The organism is Dyella kyungheensis (genome assembly GCF_016905005.1).
In the GTDB taxonomy this organism is placed as follows: domain Bacteria; phylum Pseudomonadota; class Gammaproteobacteria; order Xanthomonadales; family Rhodanobacteraceae; genus Dyella; species Dyella kyungheensis.
On sequence record NZ_JADIKC010000005.1, the window covers coordinates 173,977 to 191,973 of the forward strand.

Sequence of the window (17,997 nt, forward strand, 5' to 3'; positions counted from 1 at the left end):
ACATGTGGGGGCCACATGACATGGGACGCGAGCCACAACGTGACGAAACCTGCGTCACTGGCTTCTCAATCGGTAGGCTGAGTGCATCGGGACGGGTGCCGTAGCGGTCGATCTCACCGATCGTGCGCTCACCCTTATAACCCAAGCGAGACCAAGATTAGCCGTTGGAAGCGGGCAAGTCCAGTACACCCGATGCGCCCGTACCGGCAAAATACAGGGACATGCTGCCCGACCAACGTTTCATCATCCATGTCGACATGGACGCCTTCTACGCGTCCGTGGAGCAGCGCGACCGTCCCGAGCTGCGCGGCCTGCCGCTGATCGTGGGCGGCCTGGGGCCGCGCGGGGTGGTCTCCACCTGCAGCTACGAAGCGCGGCGGTTCGGCGTCCATTCGGCCATGCCCACGGCCCAGGCGCGGCGCCTATGTCCTGATGGCGTGTATCTGCGCCCCGATCACGCGCGCTATGAGGAAGTCTCCGAGCGCGTGTTCGAAGTGTTCCATGAGGTGACGCCGCTGGTCGAAGGGCTCTCGCTGGACGAGGCCTTCCTCGACGTCACCGGCAGCCTGCGCCTGCTCGGCTCGATCGAGACCATCGGGCGGCGCATCAAGGACGCCATCTGGGAGCGCACCCAGTTGCATGCCTCGGTGGGCATGGGCCCGAACAAGCTGCTGGCGAAGCTGGCGAGCGAGCTGTCCAAGCCGAACGGCTTCCATCGCATCGAGGCTGAGCGGGCGGCGCAGGAGCTGGCGCCGCTGCCGGTCGGGCGCTTGTGGACGGTGGGCAAGGTGACCGAGCAGGCCTTGCACCGGCTGGGCATCCGCACCATGGGCGAATTGGCAGCAAGTGACACGGCGCGTCTGGCGAGTGCGCTAGGGCGTCAGGTGGCCGCGTTGCAGGCGCTGGCGCGTGGTGAGGACGACCGCCGGGTGGAACCGGCCCAGGCCGAACAGTCCATCGGCGCAGAGCACACCTACGACGTGGACATCACCGAACTCGCCCTGGCCGAGGCCTGGCTGCTGCGTCATTGCGAGCGCATCGCCGCGAGGGCGAGGCAACGCGGCCTGCAAGGGCGCACGGTCACCGTGAAGCTGCGCGAGCCGCCCTTCGTCACGCACACCCGGCAGGCCCAGCTGCGGGCGCCCAGCGCCTCCGCCATCGACCTTTATGAGCTGGCACGAGGCTTGCTTAACGCCTGGTGGAAGTCGCAACAACGACCGCGCTTGCGCTTATTGGGCGTCAGCCTGTCGGGATTCGCGGCAGAACGGCAGCAAGACCTGTTCGACAGCTCGGCCGAGCGTCGAGTGACCGATCAGGTGCAGGACAGTATCAATTCGCGGTTTGGTTCGGGGAGTTTGGTCCGCGGCGGCGTCCTGAAGACGCGGCAGCAGGATTGAAGTTGAACGGAGACGCTCCACATCGAACGATGAGGATGCGTTCTTCAGGATGAAGCCGTCGGCGCGCAGGCGTCTGATGCGGGGAGAAAGAGCAGGATGAGCAGACCGGAAGACAATGCCAGAAACGGTTCCGACCCGGAGCAGCTGCGTCCGGCGCGCATGCGCATCGAGACGACCGTGCTGATGAGCCGGGGCGACGAGTCGCATCCCACCGAACTGGAGGATATTTCCGCCACCGGCGTGCTGCTGCGCCGCCCGCTGGGCTGGAATGGCGAACAGGGCCAGAGCTGGATCCTGGACATGATCTTCGGCCACGACCTGCACATCCATCTGGAAGCCCAGGTGGCGCGCATTTCCGACCGGCACCTGGGTTTTGCGTATACGCGCATTCCGGAAGACAAGCAGGTGCCACTGTGGAACTTGCTGGGCGGGTACGCGGATATTCTGGAGATGTGGAAGGATTGAGGGGCTTCAAAAAGCGCATCGGCGATACGGCGACAACCGTTTGCATCGCTACTGGATTCCGGCCTGCGCCCGGAATGACGAGTAGGAAGGGTTTCGCTTTTTGATCGTCATTCCGGCGCAGGCCGGAAGCGCTTTACAACAGCGAAGCTGGTCATCCAGTAGCCCCGGTAAAAGGTTGTCGCCACGATCCACACAAAAAAGCCCGCTTTCGCGGGCTTTTTCATATCCATTGCAACAACGAATCAAGCCGCCGGCTTCTTCTCATCCCGCAATTCGCGCCGCAGAATCTTCCCGACGTTGCTCTTGGGCAACGCATCGCGGAACTCGATCAGCTTCGGACGCTTGTAGCCCGTGAGATTGTCATGGCAGAACTTCTTCAGTTCTTCCACCGTGAGGTTCGGGTCCTTGCGCACCACGAACAGCTTCACCACTTCCCCGGAGTGCTCGTCGGGCACGCCCACCGCGGCCACTTCGGACACGCCCGGATGCTGCATCACCACGTCTTCGACTTCGTTCGGATACACGTTGAAACCGGACACCAGGATCATGTCCTTCTTGCGATCCACGATGTAGACGTAACCGGTGTCGTCCATGCGGGCGATGTCGCCGGTGTGCAGCCAGCCGTCGGCGCCGAGCACCTTGGCGGTTTCGTCGGCACGCTGCCAGTAACCCTTCATCACCTGCGGACCGCGCACCATCAGCTCGCCCACCTCGCCGATCGGCAGCGGTTGGCTTTCCTCGGACCAGATCGCCACGTCCGTGGAAGGAATCGGCAAGCCGATGGAGGAGTTGTAGTCCTTCAGATCCAGCGGATTGATGCAGACCGCCGGCGAGGTTTCCGTCAGGCCATAGGCTTCCACCAGGGTGCAACCCGTGACCTTCTTCCAGCGCTCGGCCACCGCGCGCTGCACCGCCATGCCGCCGCCCAGCGACAGGTGCAGGCGAGAGAAATCCAGTTCGGCAAAACCCGGCGTATTGAGCAAGCCGTTGAACAGCGTGTTGACGCCGGTGAGCGCGGTGAACTTGGACTTCTTCAATTCCTTGACGAAACCGGGCATGTCGCGCGGATTGGTGATCAGCCAGCTCAGGCCGCCCAGGCGCATGAACACCAGCCCGTTGGCGGTCAGCGAGAAGATGTGATACAGCGGCAGCGCCGTAATCACCACTTCCTCGCCGTGCTTCATGTTGCTGCCGATCCATGCGCCGGCCTGCAGCATGTTGGCGACCATGTTGCCGTGGGTGAGCATGGCGCCCTTGGCCACGCCGGTGGTGCCGCCGGTGTATTGCAGGAAGGCGATGTCGTCGTGGCCCAGCTGCACCTTGGGCAGCGGATGCGGCTTGCCCTTGGAGAGCGCATCGGTGAAACGCACCGCGTGCGGCAGCTCGAACGGCGGCACCATCTTCTTGACGTGCTTGAGCACGAAGTTGATCACCGCACCCTTGGCGCCGAGCAGGTCGCCGATGCCGGTGGTGACGATGTGCTCGACGTGCGTTTCGGCCACCACCTGCTGCAGCGTGGCGGCGAAGTTGTCGAGCACCACGATGGCCTTGGCGCCGGAGTCCTCCAGCTGATGCTTGAGCTCGCGCGCGGTGTACATCGGATTGGTGTTGACCACCACCAGGCCCGCGCGCAGCGCGCCGAACAGGGCGATCGGGTACTGCAGCACGTTGGGCATCATGATCGCGATGCGATCGCCCTGCTTGAGCTTGAGCACGCCGGTGAGATAGCCGGCGAACTGGCGGCTCATCTCGTCGATCTGACCGTAGCTGAGGATCTTGCCGAAGCTCGCGAACGCCGGCCGTTGGCGGAAGCGTTCGAAGGCCTCTTCCACCACCGCGGCGACCGAGGCGTACTGGTTGACATCAATCTCTGCGGGAACGCCTTCCGGGTAATGGGCCAGCCACGGACGCTCAATGCTCATGTTGGATCCAACGCTCCTGTATGTATCGGCCCAGCAGTGACGTAGGGCAAGATGATGTCGAGGCATTGGAGCATACGCCCGCGTATAGCAGCAAGCCGCGCCGCAACGAGAATCCCCTATGCCTTCGCTACGAAAACTACTGGAAAATCCACTGTTTTGCGCACTCCTGGCGATCGGCCTGGTGGCCTGCCATCGCACGCCCGACGAAAGTCGGGTGCGGCAGGGCGTCGAGGCGGCCGAGCAGGCGGCCGAACAGGCCGATGCCTCAGCGCTGGACGCGTTGTTGAGCGACGACTTCAGCGGCAACAACGGCGAGATGGAACGCCGGCAGATCGTGGGGTTGCTGCGTGCGGCCAGGTTCCGCGGCGAGACGATCCACGCCCTGACCGGACCGATCGAGGTGGAGGCACGCGGCGAGCGCTACGTGGCCCGCTTCACCGTCACCCTGACCAGCGGCGGCAAGCTGCTACCCGCGCAGATCGGCGTGTACCGGGTGGAGACGGCGTGGCGGAAGGAGGGGCGCGAGTGGCGTTGCTATTCGGCGACGTGGACAAATGAGGGGTAACACGCGGCCTCCTGTGGGAGCGCGCTTGCGCGCGACTGCCACGCCCCACTGTTCCGCTCCGTAGGTTTGTCGCGCACAAGTGCGCTCCCACAGTGGGGCTGAGCCCGCAAGAAAAACGCCGCCTTTTGGGCGGCGTTTTCTTCAAGGTCAGGCGGCCTTTTTACCGGCCAGCTGCCGCAACACATACTGCAGAATGCCGCCGTGGCGGAAGAACTCCCGTTCCTTCGGCGTGAGCAGCAACACCTTCACGGTGAACTCCTTGGTCTTGCCGTTCTCGTCCTTGGCCGTGACGCGGGCCGTCTTCGATTCGCCGCCGTCGAGGCCGGTGATGTCGAACGTCTCCTTGCCGGTCAGGCCCAGCGACTGAGCGTTCTGGCCATCCTGGAACTGCAGCGGCAACACGCCCATGCCCACCAGGTTCGAGCGGTGGATGCGTTCGAAGCTCTCGGCAATCACGGCCTTCACGCCCAGCAGCAGCGTGCCCTTGGCCGCCCAGTCGCGCGACGAACCGGTGCCGTATTCCTTGCCGGCCAGCACCACCAGCGGGGTCTTGTCCGCCTTGTACTTCATCGCCGCATCGTAGATGGCCATCTGTTCGCCACTCGGCACGTACAGCGTGTAGCCGCCTTCGACGCCGTCCAGCATCAGGTTCTTGATGCGGATGTTGGCGAAGGTGCCGCGCACCATCACGTCGTCGTTGCCGCGACGCGAACCGTAGGAGTTGAAGTCCTTCGGCTCCACGCCCTTGGAAATCAGGAAGCGGCCCGCCGGGCTGTCCTTCTTGATCGAACCGGCCGGCGAGATGTGGTCGGTGGTGATGGAGTCGCCGAACAGGCCGAGCACGCGTGCGCCGTGCACATCTTCGATCGAGCCCGGCTCCTTGCTCATGCCTTCGAAGTACGGCGGGTTCTTGATGTAGGTGGAGTCATCCCAGCGATAGACATCGCCATCGGGCGAAGCGATGTGGTTCCAGCGCGTGTCGCCCTTGAACACATCGGCGTAGCTCTTCTCGAACATCTCGGGATTGAGCGCGCTGCCCACCAGGTCCGAGATCTCCTGGTTGCTCGGCCAGATGTCCTTGAGGAACACCGGCTTGCCGTCGCTGCCCGTGCCCAGCGGCTGCGTGGTGAGGTCGATGTCGAGCGTGCCGGCCAACGCATAGGCGACGACCAGCGGCGGCGAGGCCAGGTAGTTCATCTTCACTTCCGGATGCACGCGGCCTTCGAAGTTGCGGTTGCCCGACAGCACCGAGGCCACGGCCAGATCGCCCTCGGCAATGCCCTGGCTGATTTCCGCGGGCAGTGGGCCGGAATTGCCGATGCAGGTGGTGCAGCCATAGCCCACGATGTAGAAGCCGATTTTTTCCAGCTCCTTCAACAGGCCGGTTTTTTCCAGGTAATCGGTGACCACCTTGGAACCGGGGCCGATCGAGGTCTTCACCCACGGCTGGGCCTTCAGGCCCTTGGCGGCGGCTTTCTTCGCCAGCAGGCCGGCGCCGAGCATCACGCTCGGGTTGGAGGTGTTGGTGCACGAGGTGATTGCGGCGATCACCACGGCGCCATCGTCCAGCTTGAACGACTCGCCATCCTTAGTGACGCGCACGCCGCCATTGGTGAGGTCGTTGGCCGGATTGCCGATCGCCGCCGAGCCGCCTTCCGCGATGAACGCCGAGGTTTCCTCGGTGCGCGGCCTGCGGGAGGCGGTGAGCGGACCCACGGCATCCTGGAAACTCTTCTGCACGCCTTCGAGCAGCACGCGATCCTGCGGACGCTTGGGGCCGGCGAGCGACGGCTTCACGTCGGCGAGGTTGAGTTCCAGCGTGGTGGTGAAGCGCGGCTCGATGGCGTTCTCGTCGTGCCACAGGCCCTGCGCCTTGGCATAGGCTTCAACCAGTTTGATCTGCTCGTCGCTGCGGCCGGACAGGTGCAAATAATTCAGCGCTTCCTGGTCGATCGGGAAGATGCCGCAGGTGGCGCCGTATTCCGGTGCCATGTTGCCGATGGTGGCGCGGTCGGCCAGTGCAAGATGCTTGAGGCCGCTGCCGAAGAATTCCACGAACTTGCCCACCACGCCGAGCTTGCGCAGCATCTGCGTCACGGTGAGCACGAGGTCGGTGGCGGTGACGCCCTCGGAAAGCTTGCCCGTCAACTTGAAGCCGACCACCTGAGGAATCAGCATGGACGACGGCTGGCCCAGCATCGCGGCCTCCGCCTCGATACCGCCCACGCCCCAGCCCAGCACGCCGATGCCATTGATCATGGTGGTGTGCGAGTCGGTGCCGAACACGGTGTCGGGGTACGCCCAGGGCTGACCGTCCTTGTCGGCGGTGAACACCACGCGTGCCAGATGCTCCAGGTTCACCTGATGCACGATGCCGGTACGCGGCGGCACGACTTTGAAGTTATCGAACGCCTTCTGGCCCCAACGCAGGAAGGCGTAGCGCTCCTGGTTGCGATGGAATTCGATCTCGACGTTCTTCTCCAGCGCGGATTCCGAACCGTAGACGTCCACCTGCACGGAGTGGTCGATCACCAGTTCGGCCGGCGCCAGCGGATTGATCTGCTTGGCATCGCCGCCGAGCTTCACCACGGCGTCGCGCATCGCGGCCAGGTCGACCACGCAGGGCACGCCCGTAAAATCCTGCAGCACCACGCGGGCGGGCATGAAGGCGATTTCGGTATCAGGTTCGGCCTTGGCGTCCCAGTTGGCGATGGCCTCGATTTCCTTCGAAGTCACATTGACGCCGTCCTCGTGACGCAACAGGTTTTCCAGGAGGATTTTCAGCGAATAGGGCAGGGTCTTGAGGTCAAAGCGCTGGCCTAGCTTGGCGAGGCTGGCGAAGTTGTACTGGCTGCCGTTGACAGTGAGGGTGTCGCGGGTGGCGAATGAATCCAGCATGGGCTAACTCCTGTTGCGTGAGTCTGGCGAACGCGCGAACGCGTAGCTTGGGGATCCTAGGGCAGGGAACGTGAGGGGAATTGCAAAGGCCACCTTGCTGCTCGTCATCCCGGCGCAGGCCGGGATCCAGTAGCGACCACGCATGGTTGTCGCGAAGACCCCACACCGGGTCACTGGATACCGGCCTGCGCCGGGATGACGAATAGGGGAGTCACGCAAGGCTGGATCCATCCTCTCCGTTTGGCACTCCCATTCAGTTTGGGACAAAAGCCCAAACGCGCAAGAGACCCCATCGGCGATTGCCGCACATTCGCCATGCAAGATTTCGAACGCAGGCGGAAGCAATGTCTTGCGTTGCGGCGCTTGGGTCCCGGCTGGCAAAATAGCGGGCTGAAATGCCGCCTCAGACACCGGACGAGACCCCATGCTTAACGCCTACCGCCAACATGTTGCCGAGCGCGCCGCGCTGGGTATCCCGCCGCTGCCGCTGTCGGCCCAGCAGACCGCCGAGCTGATCGAGCTGCTGAAGAACCCGCCCGCTGGCGAAGAGGCGTTCCTCGTCGACCTGATCAGCAACCGCGTGCCGGCCGGCGTGGACGATGCGGCCAAGGTCAAGGCCTCGTACCTGGCGGCCGTGGCATTCGGTACCGAAAAGTGCGCGCTGATTTCGCGCGAGAAGGCCACCGAGCTGCTGGGCACCATGTTGGGCGGCTACAACATCCATCCGCTGATCGAGCTGCTCGACGACGCGCAGATCGGCACCGTCGCCGCCAACGCGCTCAAGCACACGCTGCTGATGTTCGACGCCTTCCACGACGTCAAGGACAAGGCCGACAAGGGCAACGCCAACGCCAAGGCCGTGCTGCAGAGCTGGGCCGACGCCGAGTGGTTCACCAGCAAGCCCGAAGTGCCGGAAAGCCTGACCATCACCGTGTTCAAGGTGCCGGGCGAAACCAATACCGACGACCTGTCGCCGGCACCCGACGCCACCACGCGTCCGGACATCCCGCTGCATGCGCTCGCCATGCTGAAGAACAAGCGCGACGGCGCGCCGTTCCAGCCGGAAGAAGACGGCAAGCGCGGCCCGATCGCCTTCGTCGAATCGCTGAAGGAAAAGGGTCACCTCGTTGCTTATGTCGGCGACGTGGTCGGCACCGGCTCCAGCCGCAAGTCCGCCACCAACTCGGTGCTCTGGTTCACCGGCGAAGACATCCCCTTCATCCCGAACAAGCGCTTCGGCGGCGTGTGCCTGGGCAGCAAGATCGCCCCGATCTTCTACAACACCATGGAAGATGCCGGCGCGCTGCCGATCGAACTCGACGTCTCCAGCATGAACATGGGCGACGTGGTCGAGCTGCGTCCGTACGAAGGCAAGGCGCTGAAGAACGGCGAAGTGATCGCCGAGTTCCAGGTCAAGTCCGACGTGCTGTTCGACGAAGTGCGCGCCGGTGGCCGCATTCCGCTGATCGTGGGCCGCGGCCTCACCGCCAAGGCGCGTGAAGCGCTGGGCCTGCCGGTGTCCACCTTGTTCCGCCTGCCGCAGCAGCCGGTCGACACGGGCAAGGGCTTTACGCTGGCGCAGAAGATGGTCGGCCGCGCCGTCGGCCTGCCGGAAGGCCAGGGCGTGCGCCCGGGTACCTATTGCGAGCCGAAGATGACCTCGGTGGGTTCGCAGGACACCACCGGCCCGATGACCCGCGACGAGCTGAAGGACCTGGCTTGCCTGGGTTTCTCGGCTGACCTCGTGATGCAGTCGTTCTGCCACACCGCTGCCTATCCGAAGCCGGTGGACGTGAAGACCCACCACACGCTGCCGGAATTCATCAGCACGCGTGGCGGCATCTCGCTGCGTCCGGGCGATGGCGTGATCCACTCCTGGCTCAACCGCATGCTGCTGCCCGACACGGTCGGCACCGGCGGCGACAGCCACACGCGTTTCCCGATCGGCATTTCGTTCCCGGCCGGCTCCGGTCTGGTGGCCTTCGCTGCCGCCACGGGTGTGATGCCGCTGGATATGCCCGAATCCGTGCTGGTGCGCTTCAAGGGCGAACTGCAGCCGGGCGTCACCCTGCGTGACCTGGTCAACGCGATCCCGCTGTACGCGATCAAGAGCGGCCTGCTCACCGTCGCCAAGCAGGGCAAGAAGAACATCTTCTCCGGCCGCATCCTGGAAATCGAAGGTCTGCCGAACCTCAAGGTGGAGCAGGCGTTCGAACTGTCCGATGCGTCCGCCGAGCGCTCGGCCGCCGGTTGCACGGTGCACCTGGACAAGGCGCCGATCATCGAATACATCAACAGCAACATCACGCTGCTGAAGTACATGATCGCGCAGGGCTACAAGGATCCGCGCAGCTTGCAGCGCCGCATCAAGGCGATGGAAGCCTGGCTCGCCAACCCGCAGCTGCTGGAGCGCGATGCCGACGCCGAATACGCCGCCGTCATCGAGATCGACCTGGCCGACGTGCACGAGCCCATCGTGGCCTGCCCGAACGACCCGGACGACGTGAAGACGCTCAGCGACGTGGCCGGCGCGACCATCGATGAAGTGTTCATCGGTTCCTGCATGACCAACATCGGCCACTTCCGTGCGGCGTCGAAGTTGCTGGAAGGCAAGCGCGATATCCCGACCAAGCTGTGGGTCGCCCCGCCGACCAAGATGGACCAGCAGCAGCTGACCGAGGAAGGCCACTACGGCGTGCTCGGCACCGCCGGCGCCCGCATGGAAATGCCGGGTTGCTCGCTGTGCATGGGCAACCAGGCGCAGGTGCGCGAGGGCGCCACGGTGTTCTCCACCTCCACCCGCAACTTCCCCAACCGCCTGGGCAAGAACTCCAATGTCTACCTGGGCTCGGCCGAACTCGCGGCGATCTGCTCGCGCCTGGGCCGCATCCCGACCAAGGCCGAGTACATGACGGACGTGGGCGTGCTTGATGCCAACGGCGAGAAGATCTACAAGTACATGAACTTCAATCAGATCGCCGATTACCAGGACGTGGCCGATACGGTTACTGCCTGAGAGCGGTGAGTCATCGCAAGATGGCAGGGGAAGGGCGGCGCAAGCCGCCCTTTCTTTTTGCGTGTCATTCCGGCGCAGGCCGGAATCCAGTGACGTCAGTGATCGGTTGTCGCGTCGCCTGGAAAGGCAGTCTTCGCGCGAAAACCCGCGACCGACGCTACTGGATTCCGGCCTGCGCCGGAATGACGAGCAAAAGCGGGCGAGGTAACGTGGAGGGCTACGTTTAACCCACCGTCGTTTATGCTTCCACCCGTCAAAGGCCAGGACAGCCCCCGCGGATGATCAGCTCTCACCTATCGGTAGTCTCACTCCGCGACCTGATGCTGGTGCAAGCCGTGCGCCGCCATGGCAGCTTCAACAGCGCCGCACGCGCGATGCACATCAGCCCTTCGGGCCTGTCGCATCAGGTGCAGAAAGTGGAGCAGGCGCTGGGTGCGCCGCTGTTCGAGCGTGGCGGTCGCCGCATCGTGCCCACGGCGGGCGGGCAGCGCCTGCTGGAGCAGATCGATGCGGTACTTGCCGCGGCCGAGCATCTCCAGCAAGTGGCACGCGCGGGCGAAGTCGCGTTTGGCGGCGAGCTGCGACTCGGTGTTCCGGCCTCGCTCGGTCCATACTTGTTGCCGCACTTGATTGATCCGTTTCCCCAGCACTTTCCCGGCACGCGCCTGAGCCTTTCCGAAGGCAAGCCGCGCGGCCTGCTGCGCCGCTTGAACGAAGGCGAACTCGATGCCGTGCTCGCGCCGCGCGTGCCGCCGGTCAGTGGCGCGGCCATGCGTCCGCTGTTCTTCGAGCCCTGGGAAGTGATGTTCCGCGCCGACCATGCGCTGGCCGGCAAGCGCAGCGTGGGGCTGGAGCAACTGGACCCCGGCGACGCCACGCTGATGACCGAAAGCCATTGCGAAGATGTGCTTGGCGGTGGTCACGTGCAGGATGTGAGTCTGGAAAGTCTCGCCGCACTGGTGGAACTGCGCGGTGGCTATGCGCTGGTGCCCGCGCTCGCGCATGAGCGACTGGCCTCGATGCCCAATGTGGTGCTTGCCAAGCTCAAGGGGCAGGCGCCAGGTCGCGAGATTGCGCTGTATTGGCGCGAAGCGACGCCATGGCATGAAGACCTGCAGAACTTTGCCGCGTTGCTGCGCAAGTTGGCGAAGCAGAGGCCAGGATTGAAGTTGGTGGATGAAGTGGGCTGAGGCTTGCCTACCTAGCTCGTCATCCCGGCGCAGGCCGGGATCCAGTGACCCGGCGCGCGATTGTCGCGTCAAGTCAGAAGCCCGGCACTAGAGGCGAAAACCGATTCGTGCCGCTACGGGATCCCGGCATGCGCCGGGATGACAGGCTAGAAAGCCCCCGTTTGGCTGATCACCTCAAAACTCCAACTCCTGCGCCGCACACAGGTAATCAATCATCGGCGCCACTCGCTTGTACGTGTCCACCAGCCACGGCAACAACTCCGCCGAGCACGCAAACTTCTCGTCAAACCCCTCGCCGCAGGCAAAATCCTTGCGCTTGATGTCATCGATCAACTCATGCGCTGGATCGAACCCACGCGGCGGCCGGGTCAACGATTCGCCCCAGAACTCGAAGTGATCGCGGAAGGCTTTGCTGCGAGTGGCTTTCTTCCAGGCCTCTGGGTTATCCGCGAGAAAGCCACGAATATGCTTTAGGGCCTCCGGCTCCGGGTGCCACATGCCGCCACCGGCAAAGCAATCGCCCGGCTGGATCTGCACATAGAACGAGGGCGCTGGAATCTCATGGCGCCGCTCATGGAAGAACCGCGCACCCTGCCATGACTTGTACGGCAGCTTGTTGTTGGAAAACCGTGTGTCGCGAAAGATGCGGAACAGCGAACCGCCGTTCTTGCGCGTATCGGCGCGGTAGTGCTTGCTGATCTTGTTCAAAGGCGCCTGCAGATCGCCGATCAAGGCAAGAAACGGCTCACGCACATGCGTTTCGTACTGGTCCTTGTGCGCATGAAACCATTCACGGTTGTTGTTCTTTTCCAGCGAACGAAGAAAGCGGAACGTGGCAGGCGAAAAATAGGTGGTGGCCATGGTGTCTGTGGTCAGGCGCTGATGGGCACAAACTCGGCGGCGAGCATCTCGCCCCAGGCTTGCAGTTGATCGAGGAGGTCGAGTTTGTCCTGGCGCGTATCGTCGGCACGCAATGCAGCAATGCGCGCGAAATAGTCGTCCAGGGTAAGGTTGGTCAAAGGCGTGGGCTGGGTCAGGCGCTCACGGCAGAACGTCTGCCAGCGCGCCTGCTCGTCCAGGCTCAGCGTTTCGGGCCAGTTGCGGGCACGGTAGCGGAACAGCAGTTCCGGGTAGCGCGGATCGCGGAACGGGAATTCACGCTGCGCCAGCTGGTCCGGCGGCGTGCCGCGGATCTCGCTGAGCAGGCGCTTGTCGGCATCGGGAAGAAAGCCGCTGTACAAGGCCAGCTCGGGGTCGAGCGGCGGGGGCAGATCGGCGGCGCGCTGGAACACACGGCGCAGCTTCGCGGCCAGCCCATCGGCGGAGGCGAGCATGTCGCGATGTGCCTGCACCCGATCCAGGTCGATCTGCAGGCGGCCAAGATCCACGCCCTTAAGCGTCGACAGCGGCGCCAGCGCCGGCGCGCGATTGGCGCGCACGGTGCGCAGCGGAATCCGCTCGACGCCTTCGGGCAGGTCGGCGCGTGCGGTGAACACGCGGTCGGCGATCTCGCCTTCATCCAGGGCAAGCAGCTCCGAGGGATCGTGGCTCAAGTCGTAGACGATGATTTCGCCGGGGCGGCTCGGGTGCGCCGCCAACGGTGCGACCACGGCAAGGCAGTGGCGGCTGGACGGATAGCGCGACGACACGTGCACCACCGGCGTCATCGCCACCACATCGAGCATCTCGAACACGCGTTGCTTGCGGCGCAGCTGGAAGTACCAATCCCACAGTCGCGGTTGGCGCACCCGGATGAGCCGGGCCAGATCGATCAGCGCATACACGTCCGACAACGCGTCATGTGCGCGCTCCTGCCGCAGGTGGTTGGCGGTGGCCAGATGCTCGAGCTTGAAGCTGGGCGAGCCATCCTCGCGCAGGGGCCACTCGATGCCCTCGGGCCGCAGCGCCTGGCACATGCGCACCAGGTCGATCAGGTCCCAGCGTGAGTTGCCGTTCTCCCATTCGCGGCCATAGGGCTCGAACATGTTGCGGTAGAACAGCTGGCGGCCGATCTCGTCGTCGAAGCGCAGCGAGTTGTAGCCCACGCCGCAGGTGCCCGGCTGTGCCAGCTGCTCGTGCACGCGGGCGGCGAAATCCGCCTCCGGGCAACCCTCGCGCTCGGCCTGCTGGGGCGTGATGCCGGTGATCATGCAGGCATCGGGGTGCGGCGGCATCTCGCGCGGGGGCTTGCCGAAGAACATCACCGGCGCGCCCACGATTTCCAGCTCCATCGTCGTGCGGATGCCCGCGAACTGGACCGGCCGGTCGCGCCAGGGATCGGCGCCGAAGGTCTCGTAGTCGTGCCAGAAGAAGGTCTGCATGCAGCGATCATCGCACGGCCTTCATGCGTGCTCCACGCTCCCCCGGCGGGGGTTCGGCGTAAGCGCTATGCCGAAAATCAGGGTGGCGGCCGGCAACCTGCTGTTAGACTCCGCGTCCAGGAGGGCGCATGAGCCAAGCGAACGAAGACAATCTGATCTGGATCGACCTGGAGATGACCGGGCTCGATACGGACAACGACTCTATCCTCGAGATCGCCACCATCGTCACCGACAAGGACCTTCGCATTCTCGCCGAGGGCCCGGTGTTCGCGATCCGGCATGCGCTGGAGCGGCTGGAAAGCATGGATGCGTGGAATCGCAACCAGCATCGCCGCTCGGGTCTGTGGGACCAGGTGGTCGCCTCGGCCGACGATCATCTTGCCGCCGAGCAGGCCACGCTCGACTTCCTGAAGCTGTGGGTAGTGCCCGGCAAGTCGCCGATGTGCGGCAACTCCATCTGCCAGGACCGCCGCTTCCTGCATCGCCAGATGCCGCGCCTTGAGCGCTTTTTCCATTATCGCAATCTCGACGTGTCGACCCTCAAGGAGCTGGCCCGTCGCTGGGCACCCGCGATCGGCAAGGGCTTCGCCAAGGAATCGGCGCACACGGCGCTGTCGGACATCCGCGATTCCGTCGATGAGCTGCGCTACTACCGCCAGTTCATGGGACCGCTGGGCGGCGCGTCCTGACGTCATCTCCGGGAGTCCTCATGTCCCTCGATCTGTTCGCTCCCGTGCTCGACTGCAACGGCCGGCCGCTGAAGCTGGACCGCCCGCGCGTGGTGGGCATCCTCAACGTCACCCCCGATTCGTTCTCTGACGGCGGCAGCTACGCCTCGGTGGATGACGCCGTGGCGCACGCCTTGCGCATGGTGGAAGAGGGCGCCGACATGCTCGATATCGGCGGCGAGTCCACGCGCCCCGGTTCCGACGATGTGCCGGTGGAAGAAGAACTGCGCCGCGTCGTACCGGTGATCGAACAACTGGCGGTGCGCACCAGCGTGCCGCTCGCCATCGATACCTCCAAGCCCGAAGTGATGCGCGCCGCGGTGGCCGCGGGCGCGGGCATGATCAACGACGTCTACGCGCTGCGCCGCGACGGCGCCATGGATGCGGTGGCCGAACTCGGCGTGCCGGTTTGCCTGATGCATATGCTGGGCGAGCCGCGCAGCATGCAGGACGATCCGCAGTACGACGATGTCGTGGGCGAGGTGCATCGCTTCCTCACCGACCGCTTGTTCGCCTGCGAACTGGCCGGCATCGACCGCCGCAAGGTGATGGTCGACCCGGGCTTCGGCTTCGGCAAGAACCTCGAACACAACCTTGCGCTGCTGCGCGCGCTGGAGCGTTTCGCCAGCCTGGGCAGCGGCGTGTACGTGGGCCTGTCGCGCAAATCGATGATTGGCGCCATGACCGGCCGGCAAGTACCTGCCGAGCGCGTGGCCGGCTCCCTCGCTGCCGCCGTCATCGCGGTGCAGCGTGGCGCACGCATGGTACGCGTGCATGATGTGGCGGCCACGCTGGACGCGCTCGCGGTATGGCAGGCCGTTCAGGCCGGCGACACGCCCGCGCGTCGCGACGACAAACCCTCCGCGCCGCGTTGGCCGGACGACGAATAAACCAGACAGACCAGGACGTCAGGCGCAGCCATGCGCCGACCCGGTAGGAGCAGCACCATGACGCAACGGAAGTATTTCGGCACCGACGGTATTCGCGGTCTCGTGGGCCAGTGGCCGATCAGCGCGGACTTCATGCTGCGCCTGGGGCGCGCGGTGGGCGTGGTGCTGGCGCGCCATGGCCGGCCGCGACCGAAAGTGGTGATCGGCAAGGACACGCGCGTGTCCGGTTACATGTTCGAATCCGCGCTCGAGGCCGGCCTGGTCGCGGCGGGCGCCGATGTGTCGTTGCTGGGCCCGATGCCCACGCCAGGCGTCGCCTTCCTCACGCGTTCGCTGCGGGCCGACGCGGGCATCGTCATCAGTGCCTCGCACAACCCGCATCACGACAACGGCATCAAGTTCTTCTCCGCCAACGGCGAAAAACTTTCCGACGAAGTGGAGCTGGCGATCGAGGAAGAGCTCGAGCTGGACTTCGCCACGGTGCCGTCCGAGCAGTTGGGCAAGGCCATTCGCATCGCCGATGCGGTGACGCGCTACGCCGAGTTCTGCAAGTCCACGGTGTCGGAAGATTTCAACCTGCGCGGCATCAAGATCGTGCTGGACTGCGCGAACGGTGCGACCTACCAGGTGGCGCCGAAAGTGTTCAGCGAACTGGGCGCAGTGGTTATCACCCTTGGCGACAAGCCTGACGGTTTCAACATCAATCGCGACGTCGGCTCCACCCACCCGCAGTCACTGCAGCGCGCGGTGATCGAGCAGGGCGCGGACATCGGCATTGCCTTCGATGGCGATGGCGACCGTCTGCAGCTGGTCGACCGCCACGGCAAGCTGGCCGATGGCGACGACATCCTCTATGTGCTGGCCAATGCCTGGCACGCGCAGGGCCTGCTGCTCGGTCCGGTGGTCGGCACGCTGATGAGCAACTACGGCCTGCAACTGGCGCTGGCCAAGCTCGACGTGAAGCTGATCCGTGCCAACGTGGGCGACCGCTACGTGCTGCAGCAACTCAAGGAGCACGGCGGCAACCTCGGCGGCGAGACCTCCGGCCACATCCTGTGCCTGGACCGCGCCACCACCGGCGACGGCATCGTCTCCGCGCTGGCCGTGCTCGAGGCCCTGGCCGGCGCCGACCTGGCCGAAGCCCGCCAGGGGCTGCACAAGATGCCCCAGATCATGATCAACGTGCGTGCTGACGGCGCCCGCGAGGCCCTGGGCAGCGAGGCAGTGCGCGCCGCGCTGGCCGAAACCGAGCAGACCCTGGCCGGCCGCGGCCGCGTGGTGCTGCGCGCCTCGGGCACCGAGCCGCTGGTCCGCGTGACCATCGAGGCCGCCGACGAGGGCGAAGTGCGCCAGTTGGCCGAACAGCTCGCAGGTGTCGTAAAATCCGCCGCAGAACGTTCGTGAGCCTGTAAAGCGTTACCCAGGTCGCCAAGGATTGGCCCGACGTGCCCCGCCCCTGCGGTGGCGGACTGACAAGTGGACCGCACGCACAACCTGTGGACAGATCATGAAGAAAGTTCCGACTCTCGACATCCGTCGTTACGACTCCGACCGTGCCGCATTCGTGGCCGAGCTGGGCAACGCCTACCGTGAATACGGCTTCTGCTGCATCAGCGGCCACGGCATTCCGCGCGAACTGATCGACGGCGCCTACGATTCGTTCCAGCAGTTCTTCGCGCTGCCGAAAGAAACCAAGATGAAGTACCACATCGCCGGCAGCGGCGGTGCGCGCGGTTATACGCCGTACAAGGTGGAAACGGCCAAGGACAGCAAATTCGCCGACCTCAAGGAATTCTGGCACGTCGGCCGCGAGATCCCGCGCGATTCGAAATTCGCCGACGTAATGCCGCCCAACATCTGGCCGGCCGAAATCAGCGATTTCAAGCAGAACGGCTACGGCCTGTTCGAGGCGCTCGACCAGCTCGGTTCGCGCGTGCTGCGCGCATTGGCCTTGCACATCGAGCTACCGGAGCACTTCTTCGACGACAAGATCGACCAGGGCAACTCCATCCTGCGCCCGATCCACTATCCGCCGATCACCGAAGAAAACATCCCGAACGTGCGCGCCGGCGCGCACGAGGACATCAACTTCATCACGCTGCTGGTCGGCGCCAGCGCGGAAGGCCTGGAAGTGCTCACGCGCGAAGGCGAGTGGCTGCCGATCACCACCGAAGGCGACGCCATCGTGGTGAACATCGGCGACATGCTGCAGCGCCTGACCAACCACGTGTATCCGTCGACCTCGCACCGCGTGGTGAATCCGCAGAACGACAATGCGCGCAAGCCGCGTTATTCGGTGCCGTACTTCCTGCATCCGAATCCGGATGTGGTGCTTGATCCGCTGCCGCAGACGATCACTGCAGAAAATCCGAGCCGCTACAACACCAGCATTACCTCGCATGAGTATTTGCTGGAGCGCCTGCGCGAGATCAAGCTGATCTAACGCCGCACTTCTCCCTCTCCCTTCCGGGGAGAGGGCCGGGGCATTGCCACCTTTACGGTGGTGAGGGGCGGGTGCTCGCGGGAACGTTTCTATTCGAATCCCCACGCGCCAACCAACCGGTTTTCCTGTGGGAGCCCACCCTGTGCGCGACAGCCACGCGTC

Annotated in this window: 13 protein-coding genes; 9 read left to right on the forward strand and 4 right to left on the reverse strand. The window is 64.6% G+C overall.

Translation table 11 applies throughout. The features are described 5' to 3' along the window. Nucleotides 1–221: 221 nt before the first annotated feature. Both ISP20_RS12145 and ISP20_RS12150 read left to right on the forward strand, forming a co-directional pair. A complete protein-coding gene (locus ISP20_RS12145; RefSeq protein ID WP_204636359.1) occupies nt 222–1,397 on the forward strand; it encodes a DNA polymerase IV in 1,176 nt (391 codons plus the stop codon). A 96-nt stretch (nt 1,398–1,493) separates the two neighbouring features. Continuing rightward, complete coding sequence (locus tag ISP20_RS12150; RefSeq protein WP_204636360.1) at nt 1,494–1,862, forward strand: PilZ domain-containing protein; 369 nt, start codon at nt 1,494–1,496, stop codon at nt 1,860–1,862. Nucleotides 1,863–2,104: 242 nt separating this feature from the next. Here ISP20_RS12150 and ISP20_RS12155 read toward each other — a convergent pair whose 3' ends face one another. Continuing rightward, on the reverse strand, nt 2,105–3,784 hold the full coding sequence (locus ISP20_RS12155) for a long-chain-fatty-acid--CoA ligase (RefSeq protein WP_204636361.1): 1,680 nt from the start codon (nt 3,782–3,784) through the stop codon (nt 2,105–2,107). A 118-nt stretch (nt 3,785–3,902) separates the two neighbouring features. On the opposite strand from ISP20_RS12155, the gene ISP20_RS12160 reads away from it, so the two are divergent. After that, nucleotides 3,903–4,349, forward strand: coding sequence for a hypothetical protein (locus ISP20_RS12160; protein ID WP_204636362.1), 447 nt, complete (start codon nt 3,903–3,905; stop codon nt 4,347–4,349). A gap of 147 nt (nt 4,350–4,496) precedes the next feature. On the opposite strand, the gene acnA is transcribed toward ISP20_RS12160, so the two are convergent. Then, nucleotides 4,497–7,247, reverse strand: coding sequence for an aconitate hydratase AcnA (acnA, locus tag ISP20_RS12165; protein ID WP_204636363.1), 2,751 nt, complete (start codon nt 7,245–7,247; stop codon nt 4,497–4,499). A gap of 424 nt (nt 7,248–7,671) precedes the next feature. On the opposite strand from acnA, the gene acnB reads away from it, so the two are divergent. Further along, complete coding sequence (acnB, locus tag ISP20_RS12170; protein ID WP_204636364.1) at nt 7,672–10,263, forward strand: bifunctional aconitate hydratase 2/2-methylisocitrate dehydratase; 2,592 nt, start codon at nt 7,672–7,674, stop codon at nt 10,261–10,263. Between the two features lie 278 nt (nt 10,264–10,541). Further along, a complete protein-coding gene (locus tag ISP20_RS12175; RefSeq protein WP_204636365.1) occupies nt 10,542–11,453 on the forward strand; it encodes a LysR family transcriptional regulator in 912 nt (303 codons plus the stop codon). 174 nt (nt 11,454–11,627) lie between these two features. Here the strand turns inward: ISP20_RS12175 and ISP20_RS12180 are convergent, their stop codons facing one another. Then, nucleotides 11,628–12,314 (reverse strand): DUF2461 domain-containing protein, encoded by a 687-nt coding sequence (locus tag ISP20_RS12180; protein WP_204636366.1) that lies wholly within the window; start codon nt 12,312–12,314, stop codon nt 11,628–11,630. 11 nt (nt 12,315–12,325) lie between these two features. Continuing rightward, the gene (gene sbcB, locus ISP20_RS12185; protein WP_204636367.1) at nt 12,326–13,774 is read right to left on the reverse strand and encodes an exodeoxyribonuclease I; all 1,449 of its coding nucleotides are present in this window, start codon (nt 13,772–13,774) and stop codon (nt 12,326–12,328) included. A 128-nt stretch (nt 13,775–13,902) separates the two neighbouring features. Here sbcB and orn point away from each other — a divergent pair, with 128 nt between their 5' ends. From orn to ISP20_RS12205, 4 genes are all read left to right on the forward strand, one after another. Then, nucleotides 13,903–14,463 (forward strand): oligoribonuclease, encoded by a 561-nt coding sequence (gene orn / locus ISP20_RS12190; protein ID WP_204636368.1) that lies wholly within the window; start codon nt 13,903–13,905, stop codon nt 14,461–14,463. A gap of 20 nt (nt 14,464–14,483) precedes the next feature. Then, the gene (gene folP, locus ISP20_RS12195) at nt 14,484–15,392 is read left to right on the forward strand and encodes a dihydropteroate synthase (protein WP_204636369.1); all 909 of its coding nucleotides are present in this window, start codon (nt 14,484–14,486) and stop codon (nt 15,390–15,392) included. Between the two features lie 57 nt (nt 15,393–15,449). Continuing rightward, on the forward strand, nt 15,450–16,796 hold the full coding sequence (gene glmM, locus ISP20_RS12200) for a phosphoglucosamine mutase (protein WP_204636370.1): 1,347 nt from the start codon (nt 15,450–15,452) through the stop codon (nt 16,794–16,796). A 103-nt stretch (nt 16,797–16,899) separates the two neighbouring features. Then, nucleotides 16,900–17,835, forward strand: coding sequence for an isopenicillin N synthase family dioxygenase (locus ISP20_RS12205; RefSeq protein ID WP_204636371.1), 936 nt, complete (start codon nt 16,900–16,902; stop codon nt 17,833–17,835). Nucleotides 17,836–17,997: the final 162 nt, after the last annotated feature.